At 51.4% G+C, this 15,576-nt stretch carries 14 protein-coding genes; 3 read left to right on the top strand and 11 right to left on the bottom strand.

Annotated elements, in window-relative coordinates; genetic code table 11:
* Window positions 1–69: 69 nt before the first annotated feature.
* Together SE18_RS18235 and SE18_RS18240 are read left to right on the top strand one after the other, a co-directional pair.
* Window positions 70–1,071, top strand: a complete 1,002-nt coding sequence (locus tag SE18_RS18235; RefSeq protein WP_054535879.1) for a hypothetical protein — start codon at window positions 70–72, stop codon at window positions 1,069–1,071.
* 9 nt (window positions 1,072–1,080) lie between these two features.
* A complete protein-coding gene (locus SE18_RS18240; RefSeq protein ID WP_054535880.1) occupies window positions 1,081–1,644 on the top strand; it encodes a cob(I)yrinic acid a,c-diamide adenosyltransferase in 564 nt (187 codons plus the stop codon).
* 35 nt (window positions 1,645–1,679) lie between these two features.
* Here the strand turns inward: SE18_RS18240 and SE18_RS18245 are convergent, their stop codons facing one another.
* The 4 genes from SE18_RS18245 to SE18_RS18260 form a co-directional block, all read right to left on the bottom strand.
* Complete coding sequence (locus tag SE18_RS18245; protein WP_054535881.1) at window positions 1,680–2,291, bottom strand: hypothetical protein; 612 nt, start codon at window positions 2,289–2,291, stop codon at window positions 1,680–1,682.
* Window positions 2,292–2,588: 297 nt separating this feature from the next.
* Window positions 2,589–3,731, bottom strand: coding sequence for a cytochrome P450 (locus SE18_RS18250; protein WP_054535964.1), 1,143 nt, complete (start codon window positions 3,729–3,731; stop codon window positions 2,589–2,591).
* Between the two features lie 62 nt (window positions 3,732–3,793).
* Complete coding sequence (locus tag SE18_RS18255; RefSeq protein WP_054535882.1) at window positions 3,794–4,915, bottom strand: hypothetical protein; 1,122 nt, start codon at window positions 4,913–4,915, stop codon at window positions 3,794–3,796.
* A 296-nt stretch (window positions 4,916–5,211) separates the two neighbouring features.
* Entirely contained in the window at window positions 5,212–6,768 is a 1,557-nt protein-coding gene (locus tag SE18_RS18260; protein ID WP_054535883.1) for a Gmad2 immunoglobulin-like domain-containing protein, read from the bottom strand.
* Window positions 6,769–7,283: 515 nt separating this feature from the next.
* Here SE18_RS18260 and SE18_RS18265 point away from each other — a divergent pair.
* The gene (locus SE18_RS18265; RefSeq protein ID WP_054535884.1) at window positions 7,284–7,778 is read left to right on the top strand and encodes a ferritin; all 495 of its coding nucleotides are present in this window, start codon (window positions 7,284–7,286) and stop codon (window positions 7,776–7,778) included.
* Between the two features lie 46 nt (window positions 7,779–7,824).
* On the opposite strand, the gene SE18_RS18270 is transcribed toward SE18_RS18265, so the two are convergent.
* The 7 genes from SE18_RS18270 to SE18_RS18300 all read right to left on the bottom strand — a co-directional run bounded on the left by SE18_RS18270 (window position 7,825) and on the right by SE18_RS18300 (window position 15,574).
* Complete coding sequence (locus tag SE18_RS18270; RefSeq protein ID WP_054535885.1) at window positions 7,825–8,379, bottom strand: hypothetical protein; 555 nt, start codon at window positions 8,377–8,379, stop codon at window positions 7,825–7,827.
* Window positions 8,380–8,502: 123 nt separating this feature from the next.
* Window positions 8,503–8,901, bottom strand: a complete 399-nt coding sequence (locus tag SE18_RS18275; protein WP_054535886.1) for a MaoC family dehydratase — start codon at window positions 8,899–8,901, stop codon at window positions 8,503–8,505.
* A 260-nt stretch (window positions 8,902–9,161) separates the two neighbouring features.
* On the bottom strand, window positions 9,162–10,661 hold the full coding sequence (locus SE18_RS18280; RefSeq protein WP_054535887.1) for an acyl-CoA synthetase: 1,500 nt from the start codon (window positions 10,659–10,661) through the stop codon (window positions 9,162–9,164).
* A gap of 178 nt (window positions 10,662–10,839) precedes the next feature.
* Window positions 10,840–11,862: a 3-oxoacyl-ACP synthase gene (locus SE18_RS18285; RefSeq protein ID WP_054535888.1), complete on the bottom strand. Its 1,023-nt coding sequence runs from the start codon at window positions 11,860–11,862 to the stop codon at window positions 10,840–10,842.
* Complete coding sequence (locus SE18_RS18290; protein ID WP_054535889.1) at window positions 11,859–12,890, bottom strand: branched-chain amino acid ABC transporter permease; 1,032 nt, start codon at window positions 12,888–12,890, stop codon at window positions 11,859–11,861. Before SE18_RS18290 ends, SE18_RS18285 begins: the two co-directional genes overlap by 4 nt.
* Window positions 12,891–12,902: 12 nt before the next feature.
* Complete coding sequence (locus SE18_RS18295) at window positions 12,903–13,958, bottom strand: alpha/beta fold hydrolase (protein ID WP_054535890.1); 1,056 nt, start codon at window positions 13,956–13,958, stop codon at window positions 12,903–12,905.
* Between the two features lie 563 nt (window positions 13,959–14,521).
* Window positions 14,522–15,574 carry a branched-chain amino acid ABC transporter permease gene (locus SE18_RS18300; protein WP_083469997.1) on the bottom strand — a complete coding sequence of 351 codons (1,053 nt, stop codon included), beginning with the start codon at window positions 15,572–15,574 and terminating at the stop codon, window positions 14,522–14,524.
* Window positions 15,575–15,576 lie beyond the last annotated feature (2 nt).

Below are 15,576 nucleotides of genomic sequence, written 5' to 3' on the forward strand. Positions count from 1 at the left end.
CTAGAGCCATAAAACATGCTTAACCAAGCCTAAGCTTGCAGATTGGCTGGCCATGATATGATGGCAGCCATGATGATACAGTCGTTGAGCGAGCTTTACCCTGATTTACGGCGTTTGCGCTTTGGCAGCATCGTGTATGCCTTGCTGACTGATACCACGCCCGAAAATCAACAACATCGATTGATTCTTGATGCAGCGTTGCAGGAAGCAGGCAGCCGTGGTTGGCTGACGCCTGATGTTTTTGGCCGCCTACGAGCTGGCGATGATGCAGTGGTGCTGTCGATTCTCGATGAATTGTTGATTGCCCAAGCCTTGGATCGGGCTAACTATAGTTTGCAGTTTAACCCGCCCGGCGAAGGTCGCCATGTTGGCGAGTTGCTGATCGAACGGGGCGATCTCCGTTCGTTTGTTGAAGTTAAGTCGTTGTTACCAGCAGAAGCGGTAGTTTTAGCCCAAACAACCTTGGCCCGCTTGCGCGATTTGGCCAGCACTATTCCCTTGGCGGCGCGCTTAACCCTTGAAATTACTCATCATCCGAGTAGCGGCATTAGCCATCGCGAGGTGCGCCGCTATTTGCATGTTTCAGCTGAGCAAATGTTGAGTGGCTGGACGCATCCCGCTGCCTATACGCATAGCTCGGGCATTTATCTGCGACCTGTTGCTTGTCAGCCCTTGCCAGAGACCGAGCATTTACAAATTGTGCTGCATCAAGATGATTACCCTGGCTTGGCGCGGCGCGCACATCGCGCTTGGTGCGACCGTTTGTGGCGCGCGATTCGCGGTGGCTATACCCAATTGCCCGCTGGCGAGCCTGCGGTGATTATCGTGGTTGATCATGCTCAGCCTGCGCCGCTGCTTGAGGCTTGGCTCACGCCATTAAGCGATATGCTGCGCATGGGCGCGCATCATCGCTTGAGCGCAGTAATTCGAATCGAGCTGGCAAGTTTGCGCAGCGGCCAGCCAGCGCTTACAATTTTTCACAATCCACGGGCCAGTAGCCCGTTGCTGAGCCAACCAATTCTTGGCCAACCAGAAATACATCTTTCAATTTTGAATCCTGAAACATGGTGAGGACGAATCATGCCCCGAATAACCAAAGTTTATACACGAACTGGCGATAGTGGCACGACCGCGCTTGGTGGCGGCCAACGTGTGCCCAAGGAATCGTTGCGGGTAACTGCTTTTGGCACGGTCGATGAGCTTAATTCGCATCTCGGCGTAGCCTTGGCGGTTGGCGTGAGCGAACGGCTCCAAGCTCCGTTGCAAGCCATCCAAAACGAATTGTTTCACCTTGGCTCCGACCTGTGTATGCTCGAAGAAGATAAACAGAAATGGCCGATTCCGCAAATTGAGGCGCGGCATATTGATGCGCTTGAACACTTGATGGATGAATTGATGGACAAAGTTGGCCCGTTGGAGAATTTTATTCTGCCTGGTGGTTCGCAAACTTCAGCCCATTTGCATGTTGCGCGCACCGTGTGTCGCCGCGCCGAACGCGATGTGGTGGCGCTAAGCCGCGAAGAAACCATCGGTAGCTTTGTGATTAAATATCTCAATCGGCTTTCCGATGCGTTGTTTGTGATGGCCCGCTATGAGAATTTTGCCCGCAATATTCCCGATGTCATTTGGGATAGCCGCGCCTGAGGTATACGCCGATCATGGCCAAAACCATGATCGGCTTAATTATAGCCAATGTGTTGGCGAATCGCGGCGTTGAGCCAGGCGCTAAATTGGCACATACGCCAATCGTTGCATGGCTCGCAGATCAGATTAAATGCGTTAGCCCCAGTTTTGGCCTCGTAAATGTGGAGTTTGTTGACGGCGTAGCGCACTAAATCGGGGGTTGCGGTTAGCGCTGCGACCATGCGCCGCACTGCATGCTGTTCAATCAGGCGTGGCTCTAATTCGTGCAGCGAATGATCAAGCAGCTCTAAAACGGCGGTTAGGGCCACCGCCAGCAAACAATGGCGCTCACGATCATACAAAAGGGCATGGGTTGGTTGCTCACCAAAGACATTACCAAAGGCCAATTGTGGGTTCAACAAACAAGCGTCGCGTAAATCTTGGATGAAATTCATGTGCCATAACCCAGCCTCAGCCACCAGCCAGCCATCATTGGCAATCGCAATCAGATGATTGTAGGCTGTATGCCACCACCAGCATAAAAACCGCGCTTCGCCATGATAATCAAGCAGCGCCGCAAAGCTCCAAGCAGCCTGCGGTGATGGCAATGGCACTTCAAGCACAATTCCACCACCGACCAACAAGGCGAGTTCTAAGTTGATAATCATAGGTCACCTGCGATCGTTTGCAGGTCAGCGAGCCAGCAGTAGTCCATTAACTGAGCACGCAAAACGAGAATGTTTCGACTACACACAGCCATAGCCTCATCCTTGCAAAAGAACGAACCCCAAATCGGCTATTCCCTGATCTAGAGCTTTAGGATATTGCTAATTATAGGATGAGCCAGCAAAAAATCATAGGTGAATTTTGGTATGAATCCCAATCCGTTTAAATCATTTGGGCTATGATTTAAACGGATTGGTTAATATTTTTAATTATATGCCATGAATTTGTTTAGTTTGGCTTTATTCGTTGGTGGTGATTACCACTGGCAGATTTTTGACTCCAAAGGTAATTGGGGTTGGAATTGGCTCTAATTGGGCATCTGGTTTAATCGCAATCGTTTCAACGCGTTTGATTAAGGCTTCCAAGGCCAATTTGCCTTCAAGCCGAGCCAGCGGCGCGCCTAAACAATAGTGAATGCCATGACCAAAGGCAATGTGTTGGTTACCTTTGCGATGCAAATCGAAGCTGTCGGCGTTGGGGAATTGGCTTTCGTCGCGGTTGGCCGAGCCAATTACCGCCATAATCCGTTGGCCAGCAGGAATCGTTACGTCGCCAATTTGTTGATCGGCATGGGTATGGCGGGGCATAGCTTTGACTGGCGAATAATAGCGCAGCGTTTCATCCAAAACATTTGGAATGAGGCTTGGGTTGGCGCGCAATTCGGCGTAAATTGCTGGCTGCTCGCTAAATACGCGCACTGCATTGCCTAACAAGTTGGTGGTCGTTTCATTGCCTGCAACCAACAACAAGGCGCAAAAACCAATCAAATCCATATCCGAGAGCGATTCGCCATCGATTTGGGCTTTGAGCAAATCGCTAATCAAATCTGCTCGTGGCTCGGTGCGGCGCTGCTCGATCATGCTATACAAATAGCCCCCAAATTCTTGGTAGATTGGCACAATTTCGGCCATATTGGGGTTGTTCGACGAGGTGATGATTTGTTCAGTCCAATATTTGAACTTATCTTGGTCTTCGCTGGGCACGCCAAGCATTTCGGCGATCACGGTCATGGGCAAGGGCGTGGCAAAATCGCGAATGAAATCTGGCTCGCTTTGGGCCAACATGTCGTCGAGCAAGCCATTGACCAAGCCATCGATCCGCTCATGCAGTTGCTCGATCATGCGGGGGGTAAAGGCCAAGTTGACCAACGAACGCAACTGGCGATGGCGTGGTGGGTCGGTCATCAACATGCTATTAGCAAACATATTCATGCCATCGCCACGGTCTGGTGGAGCCGAGGAGAAATGTTCGTAATCGGTCATCACCTGCTTGACATCAGCATAGCGAAAGACCACCCACGAGCCAATTGTTTGATCAAAATAGACCGGATTTTGCTCGCGCATGGTTTTGAACCATGGATACGGATTTAACAGTGATTGCATGAAACTCACGAGAGTTCTCCTTCCGACTGAAACAACACAATCTTTAGTATTCTACTGCTAGATTATGAATCTGGCTCGTTTGGCGTTTTGCCAAGGCGTAAGAGAGTTGTGGCTTGCCATGCGTTGCTTGTTCCTAAGCGCGTAATCAGCTTTTGACCTAGCAATTCGTTGCATGCTTTTTGAAATTGGGCTTCGGTGATTTTGCCAAGCCAGCCTTGGCGCAACAGCGTATCCAACAAATCGCCATAGCTCCACAGGCGTGGTTGTTGCAGCGCCAAATTGCGCAAGGCGGCGACAATTTGCTCGTGTTGCTGGCGGCGCAATTGGCTTTTGCTAGGCAGGGCTGGGTCGAATAAGCCAATTTGCTGCGGATTACCAGCATTATTGAGCAACGCTTGGGCTTCGGGGTTCTCAAACAATGCGCCTTCAAATTGATACAAAGCTTGGTTGAGCGGCAAAACCAACGAACGATCGCTGGTTGCAATCAGCAGATCGTACAATTTTTGACCCCATGTGGTATGGATTGCACCAGCAGCAGCCCAGCGCCAGCGCGAGCCTTTGAGTTCGCTCAGTTGTTGAAGATAGAAGCTTTGCAAGGCTGACAGCACAGTTTCGCTTGGCGATTCGTTCACAATTGTTCGCCAATTACGGCTGGCAAACAGCTGATCAAGCTGACGCTCAGTTTGAGTTGGTTGCTGTTCGCGCTGGGCCAGCAACTCTGCAAGGGCTGCTTGATCAAAACGCAGCAGCAGATCGGTGCGGGCCAATCGCCGTGCTAATTGATCGAGGCCATTGCTGATTGGAATCAGGCCAATATCGCCATCGAGCAGAATTAGGGCTGGGTTGGCGGCCAAATGGCTGGTTAGTTGGTTGAGATTAAGCTGGTCAGGGGGCCAATAGTTGAACTGTTGCTCGCTGGCTTGCTGCCATGCCACCTGTTGTTCGGGGCTGGTGGTGCGCACGATGATCTGGACTGCGGCGTTGAGTTTGTTGGCAAGCTGTTGATAGTGAATAGCTGCGCCAGCAGTTGCCAAACGTCCGTTGCCATACTGCACCGCGCCCGCTTCGCCATCAAAAATCACCAATTGTTGGTGTGGCGAGAGGCTCGGCACCACGAGCGGCAGATAGCTTTGGACAAGGCTGGCTTTGCGTTCAGACCAACGTTGGGCTTGCGATTGCAACATAGGGTTACTCGTAGCAACAAAACCACTTCTCTGTATGCTACCACGAGCAACCCCATTTGCCTATCGATTTTTAGGGCTTATACGTTTCTTTAGCTACGCATCTACTAGGCGGAGAGAATGTAGATTTTTAATCAATTATTGACCATCAACATTCATCGGTTGTCACCACCCTTCCGTCCCGCCTCAAGGACGTTTGTTGGAAGGCAATAGCCTGCTGATAAACCTCTTATAGCGCGGCTTGGAGCAGAACACTATAAATAACCTATCTAGAAGGGTGAAAAGTCAGGGAACTAAGTTTATGGTTGCAAGACGTTTTCGTCGCCTTCGACGGTCATAACGACGTTTTTAACTTGGGGAAATTGTTTCAAGGTAAAGTCGACTTGGGCTTGGAGTGATTCTAGGTGCATCGCGCCACCGCCCCATGCGCGCATTTCGCGGCTCCAATCGACATAGGCGGTATCGCCTTCGATGCGCACTGAGCGCAGATAAACCCGTCCCGTCCAGCCAGTTTTATCGCCAGCATAGTCGGCAACCGCTTTAGGGCTTGGAATGGCAGTGCTATAAGCTGCATCTTCGCCGACTGGACCCCAAACCAACTCGCGGAGGGCGGCGCTGGCAACACTGGCAGTTTTGGGCAAGGTTCGAACCCCATTGATTGAGCCTTCGCCTGCTAACCACGAGACCTCAACCGTGGTAGTTGGTTGGCTGGTCAGATCGAGCATGCGCAGATTTTGGGTTAATTCAACCGAACCATCAGCTTTGACCAATTCGAGGATTGCACCTTGGGTTGGCAACTCTGGTGGAGCCGTATCCCACGTCAAGCTCAGGGCCAAATAGCCATTATAGGCTTGGGTATTTTGTTCCAACAACGTGCCATCGGCATAGCGCAAGCGCACGGTGTAATTATCGCTGCTCAAGCCAACGGCCTCAACGTGCAATGGCAAGAAGGCGCTGGTTTCGGGCGCTGGCTGCGCCATGTAGGCACCGGTGCCTTCCCATTGTGGCAAGGTAACGGTCGATTCAGCTTGGCCAACGACCGCACCATCTTTTGGTGAGGTTGTATAAGCAATTACGCGACCGATGCGTTTGGTTAATGGCGCTTGGAAATTAATGCTGCCACTAAAGGTTCCTGCTGAGCCATATTCGCCATCGGCGGTGACGCTGGTTTGGCCCAGCAAATGCAATTCGCTATCGTACACTTCAATCACCACATTTTTTTCAAATGGCATTGCCGAGAGCGTGCCTTTGAAATTCAAGGGATTGCCAACGACCGAGTTCATCGCTGGCTCAGTCAATTCGATCAAAATGGCTTGCTCAGGGGCTTGGGTTGCTTCGGCGCCAACTGGAGCAAATTGCACTGCTTGCTCAGCAATCGTGCGATAGGGCAATTCGCCGCTCATATCGTCTTCGATGACCTTAATTACACCTTTGCCTGCTGCTGGCGGCGTGAAGTCAACCGTCACATCGAAGGTGGCGCTGCTGCCATATTCGCCAACTGTGCTAATTGGGCCTTCGTAGACTGTGCTGCCATCTTCTGCTTGTATCAGCAAGCGCAAGGTTTTTTCGAATGGCGTGAGCACAATCGTGCCTGCAACGCGCACCGATGTGGTTAAGAGGGCATCTGCTGGTGGTGCGCTTAAGTTAATTTGGTTGGCCGTGGCAACCGTGGCCTGTGGGTTGGTGGTTGCTTGCGGCGCGGTGGTTGGAATGCTGGTTGCTGCCGAGCCACTGGCGATGGTGGCCGTGGCTTGAGCTGGTAAGTTGCTGGTTGCTGCTGGCGTGTTGGTTGCTGGAGTTTGGCTGCTACAGGCTGCCAGCAACAAGGCCAAGCTCATATATTTCAATGAACGCATTGAGTAATTCCTCCTACAAATACACACTAAATGTAGCAATTAATCATAATTTAGGCCATGGCTAGCAACTGAAGTGCATCTGATAAAAGGATGAATTACGAATTATGAAGGATGAAGCTAAGAACAAAGAGCATAGAACATAGAACATAAAGGCAGAAGGCAGAAATCAAAAAGGTTTAACGCAGAGGCGCAGAGGGAAAATAAAGGATGAAGGATGAGGGATGAGGGATGAAGAACACAAAGCAAAGAACATAGGGGTTGGGGATCGAAATCAACGCAGAGGCGCAGAGTATTTATGGCTTTTGGCTGGCGGCTATTGGCTATCGGGAGTAGGAACAAAATCAAAAAAATCTGTGCTAATCTGTGGCTAAAAATAAGCTTTCGCGCTCTTCGTGGTTCCATACTTCGTGCTCTTCGTGTTCTTCGTGGATCAAAAAAGACCTTGTTTTTCAGCGCTAGATAGCCTAAACTAGCGATAGTCGCAAGAATCTTGCTAGCGAAGGAGTTCGCAACCTATGATTAATCCAACTATTGAAGCCGCAATTAACGATCAAATCAAGCATGAATTTGAGTCGGCCTACTTGTATCTTTCGATGTCGGCCTACTTCGAATCGGTTAATTTGGGTGGCTTCGCCCATTGGATGCGCTTGCAATACGAAGAAGAAACCGAACATGCCATGAAATTGTTCGATTATTTGCACGATCGCGGCGGGCGCGCCGTTTTACAAGGCTTTGAACAACCTCAATCAAGCTTCAACTCATCGCTTGAAGTGTTTGAGTTGGCATTGCACCACGAAGAAAAAGTTACGGCCTTAATCAACTCGCTCTACGATTTGGCAATCAAAGAGAACGATCATGCGACCCAAATTCACTTGCAATGGTTTATTACCGAGCAAGTCGAGGAAGAAAAAAGCGCCTCGGATGTGGTCGAAAAGCTCAGGATGGCTGGCGATCACCCAGGTGCTTTGTTCTTGTTGAACGAACAACTGGGCAGCCGCGCCGCTGAATAGCGCTTGCTCGTAGGAGGAAGGCACGCAAATCCTGCGTGCCTTTTTGTTATTTAGTCTTGATTCTTGCCCGCCAACGCCACACGATCAGCAGCACAATTGCCAAGCTATTTAAGCCAATTGAGATATTTTTGAGCATAAAGCTCCATGTCCAAAGGCTGGCAACGCTTGGCAATTGGCTTGGATATTGGCTCAACATCAGCGCTTCGCAGATATTCTCGCTATAATCGCCAAGTAAATAAAGACTAGCTAAGCTTGGCAGCCAGCGTTGCCAACCAGCCTGTTCACGAGTAAGCCAGAGCAGCGTCAGGCCGAAACAGAGCCAAACCTCTATTGGCAGCAGCATATCGGGCAAAATCAGCCACAAATGGCTGCTACGCTGCACGCCATAGTTGCCGATCAATTCATAGGCCAAGGCTGGGGTAACGCTAGTTTTGGCCGAAAAAGCATTCGCCCCGCCGCCCAAATCCAATAAGCCATAGCCGCCAGTCCACGAATGAAACATTGTTGCCAGTACATTGCTAAGCACCAATAAGCTTATCGCTAGGCCAAAGGCCCACCAAAGCAGGCGCGGCTGGGCAAATTTTTGCAAAAATTTGGGCATTGCTCGTTCCTCGCTACTCACAGAATTATTGCAATTCAGAGCATAGCGATGTGAGCAACTACCTGTCAAGCCCGAAACAACCGCTCAATTCGAGTGGCCTTGGAACTGAGTTGCAATCGGCAATTAACTTGGCAGCAGTACGATCGCCTCGCCTTCAATCAAGGTTTTGCCTTCTTCGTTGAGCACTTTGGTGATTAATGTGGCGATTGGTTTATCGTCGCGTAGGCTTTTGATTTCGGCATAAGCCGTGACCGTATCGCCAATGTACATCGGGCTGCGAAAAGCTAAGCTTTGGTTGAGATAAATTGTGCCTGGGCCTGGCAAATGCATGCCAATTACTGCCGAAATCAGGCCAGCGCCAAGCATTCCATGGGCAATCCGTCGCCCAAAGCGCGATTCACGGGCCGCAATTTCATCAATATGGACGGGGTTGGCATCGCCTGAAATGCCAGCGAACAAAATAATATCGGCTTCGGTAATCGTTTTGCGCAACTTTGCGCTTTGACCAATTGTATAGCTCATTTGTAAAATCCTTTAAGTAGAAGGGTTCAGATGTCAGGGGGCAGGGGCTAGAGAAATTGGATTTGCCGAGGCTGAAACCACGAAGAGCACGAAGAGCGCTAAGAATTTCAAACTCAATGTGGAGAGCATATCCCTTCACCCTTCACCCTTCACCCTTCATCCCTCATAATTCATATTTTTGAAGCTCTGCGCCTCTGCGTTGAACCTGACCCCTAGCCCCTGAATCCTGATACCTATGCTCTATGTTCTATGTCTCTGTTCTAATAGCCAAACAGCTTGCGTAGCTCGTGCTTAACGACCTTGCCACTAGCGTTGTGCGGTAGCTCGGGCAGAAAATAAATTGATTTGGGGGTTTTGTAGCTGGCGAGGCGTTCACGACAGAAGCCAATCAACGTAGCCTCATCAAGCTGCATACTTGGCCGCACCACCACCAAGGCCCGTCCAACTTCGCCCCAACGCCCATCGGGAATGCCAATTACCGCGCATTCTTGCACGGCTGGGTGTTGATAAAGCACGTTTTCAATTTCGGCAGGGTACACATTCTCGCCGCCAGAAATATACATATCCTTTTTGCGATCGACGATGTAGAAATAGCCTTCTTCATCAACCCGCGCTAGATCGCCAGTGTAGAACCAGCCTTTTTGCAAGGCTTGGGCGGTTGCAACCGGATTGCGCCAATAGCCATTGCAGACCGTCGGCCCGCATAAAATCAATTCGCCTATGCTGTTGGTTGGCACGTCGCGGCCAGCCTCATCAACAATTCGCGCATCAAGGTGAAAGATCGGCTTGCCAACCGAGCCAGCCTTGCGAATCGCATCTTCGGGGTTGAGTGTGAAGCAATTAACCGACACTTCGGTCAGGCCATAGCCTTGGCGAAACGGAATATTGCGTTGTTGATAGGCCTCAATCAAGGGAATTGGGCATGGTGCGCCGCCAGCGATGCAAAAACGTAGGCTGCTGAGGTTGGTTTGGGCAAAATTCGGCGCTTGTAGCAGCATCTCAAACATGGTTGGCACGGCAAAAAAGATCGTTACATTCTCGCGCTCAATCAATTCCAAGCAGCGCTTTGGCTGCCAATCGTGCATCAAGACCATCGTGCCGCCAGCATGCAAAATTGGCAAGGTCAGCACATTCAAGCCGCCAGTGTGAAATAATGGGGTGTGAATAATGCTCACATCATCGGCGTGCAAATCCCAGCCAACATTCGTATTCAACGAGTTCCATACCAGTACTCGATGCGAAAGCACAGCGCCTTTGGGTGCGCCAGTCGTGCCCGAGGTATACAAAATCAGGTGTGGATCATCGAGATCGACCGCTTCGCTGATTGGCAGATCGCTGGCTTGGGCCAAAAGCTGCTCGTATTCAGCGCCAAATTGCACACCCTGCTTGAGCGGGGTTTGGCTGCGCAGCGTTGGCAGCATTGGCGCAAATTGCTGATCGTAGAGCAACACGCTGGCGGCGCTATCTTTGAGCATATAGATTAATTCATGCTCAGTTAAGCGCCAATTTAATGGCACTAAAATCGCCCCAAGCTTGCCAGTGGCAAATACAGCGTCGAGGTAGCCAATTTGATTTTTGGCCAAAATTGCCACCCGATCGCCTTTGCTTACGCCAAAACGCTGGCGCAAACTGGCAGCCAAACGGTTGGCGCGACTATTCAATTGGCGGTAGCTATAGCGCTCGCCATCGCGGTCGTCAACCAGCGCTATTCGCTCTGGCGTAAGCAACTCGCGCTTGCCAAGCCAGTCACCAATGTACATTGCAATGCTCCTTTAGAAGAACATAGAGCAAAGAACATAGAACATAGTGGGATAGCTTCAAAAACTGCTTGAATGCGTTTCGATGAAGAAATTCTATGAACTAGGTTCTTTTATTGCTTATTCTTCAGAATTCATAGTTTGCCTTTAGTCCTATGCTCTATGTTCTATGCTCTTTGCTCTACTTTCCCCAACGCACGGCGCTTGCGGCCCAAGTATAGCCAGTGCCAGCACCTGCCAACACCACCAAATCGCCAGCTTTGAGCAAGCCACGTTGCTGGGCCAAATCAAGCGCCAATTGCTGATCAACCGATTGAATATGCCCATAGTCATCAAGGTAGATCGCTTGATCGGGGCGTAAGCCTAAATCGTGCAATAAGCCATTGTGAAACGATGGCTTCATATGGGTAATCGCCAAAAAATCAATATCTGAGCACTGATAGCCAGAACGCGTGACTGCTTGATCGATCACTTTGACAAAATTAGGCTGCGACACCAAGCCCAAACGATCGCGCATATCTTCAAGCTGTAAGACATCAAGTTGATGGTAGCCTGCATCGACCGTGGCTTGGCTGGTAGGGAAGCGTGCTCCACCACCGCGCATCACCACATTTTCGCTAAACGAGCCATCGACCAGCACCGCCGATTCGAGCACTTGGTTGGTTGCATAATCGCGCCGAAGCAACATTGCCGATGCGCCAGCCCCAAAGTTAAACATAAAGCGCGCTTGTTGGTTGTCGTAACTCACCAGTTCGTTTTCGCGGGCCGCCGAAACCAGTAGCACATTGCGCAACAGTGGGTCAGCGCGCATCTGATCGCGGGCGGTTTTGATCGCGACTGGCGAGCCTGCGCACAAGGCATAAATCTCGTAGGCATAGGCATTTTTGGCGCCAATCAGATGTTGAATTTTGGCTGCCGCCGACCACACGACATAATCTTTGTACTCGCTGCCGTGATAGATGATCAAATCAACATCCAACGGGTCGAGTTCGGCGCTAGCCAAGGCTTTGCGTGCTGCCTCAGCCGCCATTGCCGATGGTGTGTCGTGGGCTTCGGCCAAGTGTTTTTGGCGAATACCCAGCTTTTCGATCACCACGGCTTCGGGGATGTTGGCGGCTAGGCCAATTTGGCTCGCAGTTTCAATCGCCGCTGGCAGATAGGTCGCGATTGCAGCAATGCCAATTGGCGGAAATTCGTAACTCATGATTCTGCCTTTGGTTTCATGGCTTGACGCAGGCGTTCGACTGAGCTGCGGCTGGTTTTGCCGCGTAGCTTGCGAATCGCCCCCATCAAGCCAGCAGGGAAGAACAACACCAGCACCACATACACGATGCCAAATACTAAGTCGGGGCGTAACCAAGCTGGTAAGAGCGCTTGCATAAATTCGCCTTTGAGGCCGTGATCCAGCAAGCGGATGGTCGCAGCGCCGAGCATTGGCCCAATCAGCGTGCCAATCCCACCGATGATCGTCATCAACAAGGCTTGGATGGTGAGATTGACGCTGAGCATTTCGAAGCTGGCACTTTTTTCATACAGCACCATCAACATTCCTGCCAAGGCCGCAATTGTTGATGAAATTGAAGTTGCCAATAATTTGAAATGCAGCGTGTTATAGCCCAAGGCCGTGGCGCGTGGCTCGTTCTCGCGAATCGCCACAAACACGCGGCCAGTTGGCGAGTTGATCAAGCGCCGCGCCGCATAATACAGCCCAACCATACATGCCAAGGTCAAAAAGTAAAAGCGTAGCCGATAGGTCGTGGCATCAATCGCTGCGGGCACGACAATTCCTTGCAAGCCAATTTCGCCGCCAGTAATCGGCTTGAGCTTGGGATCATCGGCTTTGAACAGGATGAAGAAAATCTCGGCCAGCGCAAGGGTAATCATTGAAAAATACACCCCGCTAACCCGCAGCGATAATGCCCCGACTGCTGCCCCGATAGTTGCACCAACCACGATCACTGCTGCAATCACAATTAGCATTGACGGCGGCTCTGCTTGGCGCAGCAAAATTGCAGCGGTATAGCCGCCAGCGCCAAAAAACAGCGCATGGCCAAACGAAATCATGCCGGTGTAGCCCATCAATAAATCGTAGCTCAGGGCATAAATCGCCAGAATAAAAATCTGAATAAAGACCCCTTGCCAAAAGCGGGTCGTATCGGCGGCAAAGGCAAATGGCAAACTTGCCAAGCCGCCAATCGCCACAAGTGGCAGCAGTGGGCGCAAACGCTGCATAGCAAACCTCGCCTAAACCTGAGTTAGAAAATCAAGCAATGCCGTGTTGAACAAACTTGGTTGTTCGATGTGGGGTGAGTGGCCGCAATTGGCCAATACCGTTTCTTGATAGTCGCCACCGTGGGCGGCGTAGTTTTCGAGCACTGCCCGCATTTGGCCAACCATCGGCTGGGCTGGATGAGTTTCCGCGCCAGGCCAGCCTGGAACTAAGCCCAATTGACCAAGCATACATAAATCAAACATCGAAGCATCGGAGACAATTTGGTCTGCATCGCCGCGAATCCAGAGCACTGGCGGTTGTGGCTGAATCGTGGCAAAACTGCTTTGGTTGAGATATTTGGGCGAGAGCGCATTGTTTACGCCGCCTGTACCTGGCGCAACCAGCGGCCAGTTTTCTGAGGCTACCAAATCGCCCGGGTAATTTTGGGGCGAGCAATAGGTCTGAAGCATTTCATCAACAAACATATCCTCGCGGCTTGAGCGGAACGGTGGCTTGAAGTAGAAGCTATTCATAATCGTGCGTGGCGAAACTGGGCCAGCGCCGCGATCTTGGTTTTTGAGCGCTTCGACGAAGGCTGCATTGGCGGTGCCGCCGCCGCTGCCAGCGTAATCAGGGCTATTGGGCTGGCCATCGTGGCCGTGAGTGCCGCCGTAGCCATAGGGCGAGCCTGGCGCAACGAGTGTCAGCGAACGCACATTCGCGGCGTAATCGAGGGCATATTGCAAAATGATATTGCCGCCCAGCGACCAACCAACCAAGTGTGGTTGGCGCAGATTGAGGGTTTGCAACAGGCTATCGAGATCATCGCTGAAGTCGCGTACACCACGAGTTGCATCAAGCGGCAAGCGCTCCGAGCGGCCATAGCTGCGCAGATCGGGAGCAATTACATAATAATCATCGGGCAAGACCAGCATCAATTCTTCCCAAAAACGGGCTGCTGAAACATTGCCATGCACCAGCACAATTGGCTGATTGTTGGGATCGCCACGCTCAAGCACATGCATCGCCAAGCGAGGCGTTTGGACTACACGGGCGGTTAATCCGGCTAACAATGGTGGATTGAGCATGGGTTTTCTCCGTAATAGGTAGGGATCGGGGGCTAGGGGCTGGGGATCAGGATTTCATCCTGTGCCAACCGCCTGTTGCCAACTCCAATGATTTTCCGGTAGCCATTAGTCCAGAGACTATAGCCATGGTATGTTTCTCCACCCTTCCGTCCCTCCACTGGAGGGAAACGCAGGGGGGGCATCCCCCTGCACCCCCTAATATTTGGGTTGTGGATTATCGCTGTTGCTTCTGGTTCCCCATTCTTCGTGCTCTTCGTGGTCGTCGCGGTTCCGATCCTCGATGCCTAGTTTTTCTTGCAATTGAGTTTCGCCACCCTTCCGTCCCTCCGCTGGAGGGAAACGCAGGGTGGGGCATCCCCCTGCACCCCCTAATATTTGGGTTGTGGATTATTTTTAAGTTTTCTTCACCCTACCATTTGTGATATTCGTGGAATTCGTGGCTAAAAATCATCTTCGCGGTTCCGCTAGCCAAAAGCCTAGAGCCTCATCTCTTTCTCCCCTTCGTAGAATTTGTGGCTAAGAACTTAACTTAGCGTTCTTCGCGCACTTCGCGGTTTCCACCCCTATTGTTTATTGAAAATTCCGCCTGGTTTGAGCAAGAGCACAACCGCCATTACCAGCACGGTTGAGGCCGAGGCGATGGCGGTTGGTAGGCCAGTTTCGAGTACCAAATGGTCGCTAAAAGTTCGAGCTAGCCCAATCAACAAGGCTCCTGCTGCCGCGCCGCTATAGCTGCCCAAGCCACCAATCACCACCACGATAAAGGCGAAAAGCTGGTATTCCAAGCCCATTTCGGGATAAACCCCAATAAACGAGGCTGCTACCGCGCCGCCCAAAGCCGCCAAACCGCTACCAAAGCCAAAAACCCCAGTAAATACGCGCCGCACGTTGATTCCCATCGCTTCGACCATGGCGCTATCCTGCACACCAGCCCGAATCGTGAGGCCAATCCGTGAGCGCCGCAGCACCAAGGCAATAATTACTGCCAGCGAAACGCTCAGGCAGATCAAAAATAGGCTATAGCTGGGAAATCGCCGACCCAACAGGCTGAGGCTTTCGGTCAACATCGGTGGCTTGATTGGCGCACGGCTGAGCGAACCCCACGCCGGAATCGTGCGCACCAAGGCATCAAACACAAACACCAAGCCTAAGGTCAGCAGCACTTGGTAGATTGGCCGTTTGTAGAGCGGGCGAATCAGGCTGATTTCGATGAGGCTGCCAACCGCTGCACCCACCAAGGCTCCCACAATCAAGCCGATGATAAAACGCAGATTGCCGCTGGCGATGGTGAGCGGCCAATGGCCTGGGTATGCAGGGTCAAGCCATTGGTTGCATGTCCAAGCGCAGTAGCCACCGAGCATAAACAGCGAGCCATGAGCAAAATTCAGCACATCCATCAAACCGAAAATCAGCGATAATCCAGCAGAGAGCATGAAGTAGATTGCCGCCAAGGTCAAGCCTGGCAACAAAATGCCAGTGATTAATTTGGGCCAACTGGCGGGCGCAACCACCAACACCGTGGCGAAAATCAGCACAAAGACAGCTGGAATAACCAACGGCGCTAAACGTTCGCGCAAGGGTTTGGTTTGAATTGTCGGGGGAGCAGCAACAGCCATAC

It is taken from the genome of Herpetosiphon geysericola (assembly GCF_001306135.1).
Lineage (GTDB): Bacteria > Chloroflexota > Chloroflexia > Chloroflexales > Herpetosiphonaceae > Herpetosiphon > Herpetosiphon geysericola.

Excerpts from the sequence above, each read along its gene's own strand:
- SE18_RS18235 (WP_054535879.1), top strand. The coding sequence starts at position 70 with ATGATGATACAGTCGTTGAGCGAGCTTTACCCTGATTTACGGCGTTTG.
- SE18_RS18240 (WP_054535880.1), top strand. The coding sequence starts at position 1,081 with ATGCCCCGAATAACCAAAGTTTATACACGAACTGGCGATAGTGGCACG.
- SE18_RS18245 (WP_054535881.1), bottom strand. The coding sequence starts at position 2,291 with ATGATTATCAACTTAGAACTCGCCTTGTTGGTCGGTGGTGGAATTGTG.
- SE18_RS18250 (WP_054535964.1), bottom strand. The coding sequence starts at position 3,731 with ATGCAATCACTGTTAAATCCGTATCCATGGTTCAAAACCATGCGCGAG.
- SE18_RS18255 (WP_054535882.1), bottom strand. The coding sequence starts at position 4,915 with ATGTTGCAATCGCAAGCCCAACGTTGGTCTGAACGCAAAGCCAGCCTT.
- SE18_RS18260 (WP_054535883.1), bottom strand. The coding sequence starts at position 6,768 with ATGCGTTCATTGAAATATATGAGCTTGGCCTTGTTGCTGGCAGCCTGT.
- SE18_RS18265 (WP_054535884.1), top strand. The coding sequence starts at position 7,284 with ATGATTAATCCAACTATTGAAGCCGCAATTAACGATCAAATCAAGCAT.
- SE18_RS18270 (WP_054535885.1), bottom strand. The coding sequence starts at position 8,379 with ATGCCCAAATTTTTGCAAAAATTTGCCCAGCCGCGCCTGCTTTGGTGG.
- SE18_RS18275 (WP_054535886.1), bottom strand. The coding sequence starts at position 8,901 with ATGAGCTATACAATTGGTCAAAGCGCAAAGTTGCGCAAAACGATTACC.
- SE18_RS18280 (WP_054535887.1), bottom strand. The coding sequence starts at position 10,661 with ATGTACATTGGTGACTGGCTTGGCAAGCGCGAGTTGCTTACGCCAGAG.
- SE18_RS18285 (WP_054535888.1), bottom strand. The coding sequence starts at position 11,862 with ATGAGTTACGAATTTCCGCCAATTGGCATTGCTGCAATCGCGACCTAT.
- SE18_RS18290 (WP_054535889.1), bottom strand. The coding sequence starts at position 12,890 with ATGCAGCGTTTGCGCCCACTGCTGCCACTTGTGGCGATTGGCGGCTTG.
- SE18_RS18295 (WP_054535890.1), bottom strand. The coding sequence starts at position 13,958 with ATGCTCAATCCACCATTGTTAGCCGGATTAACCGCCCGTGTAGTCCAA.
- SE18_RS18300 (WP_083469997.1), bottom strand. The coding sequence starts at position 15,574 with ATGGCTGTTGCTGCTCCCCCGACAATTCAAACCAAACCCTTGCGCGAA.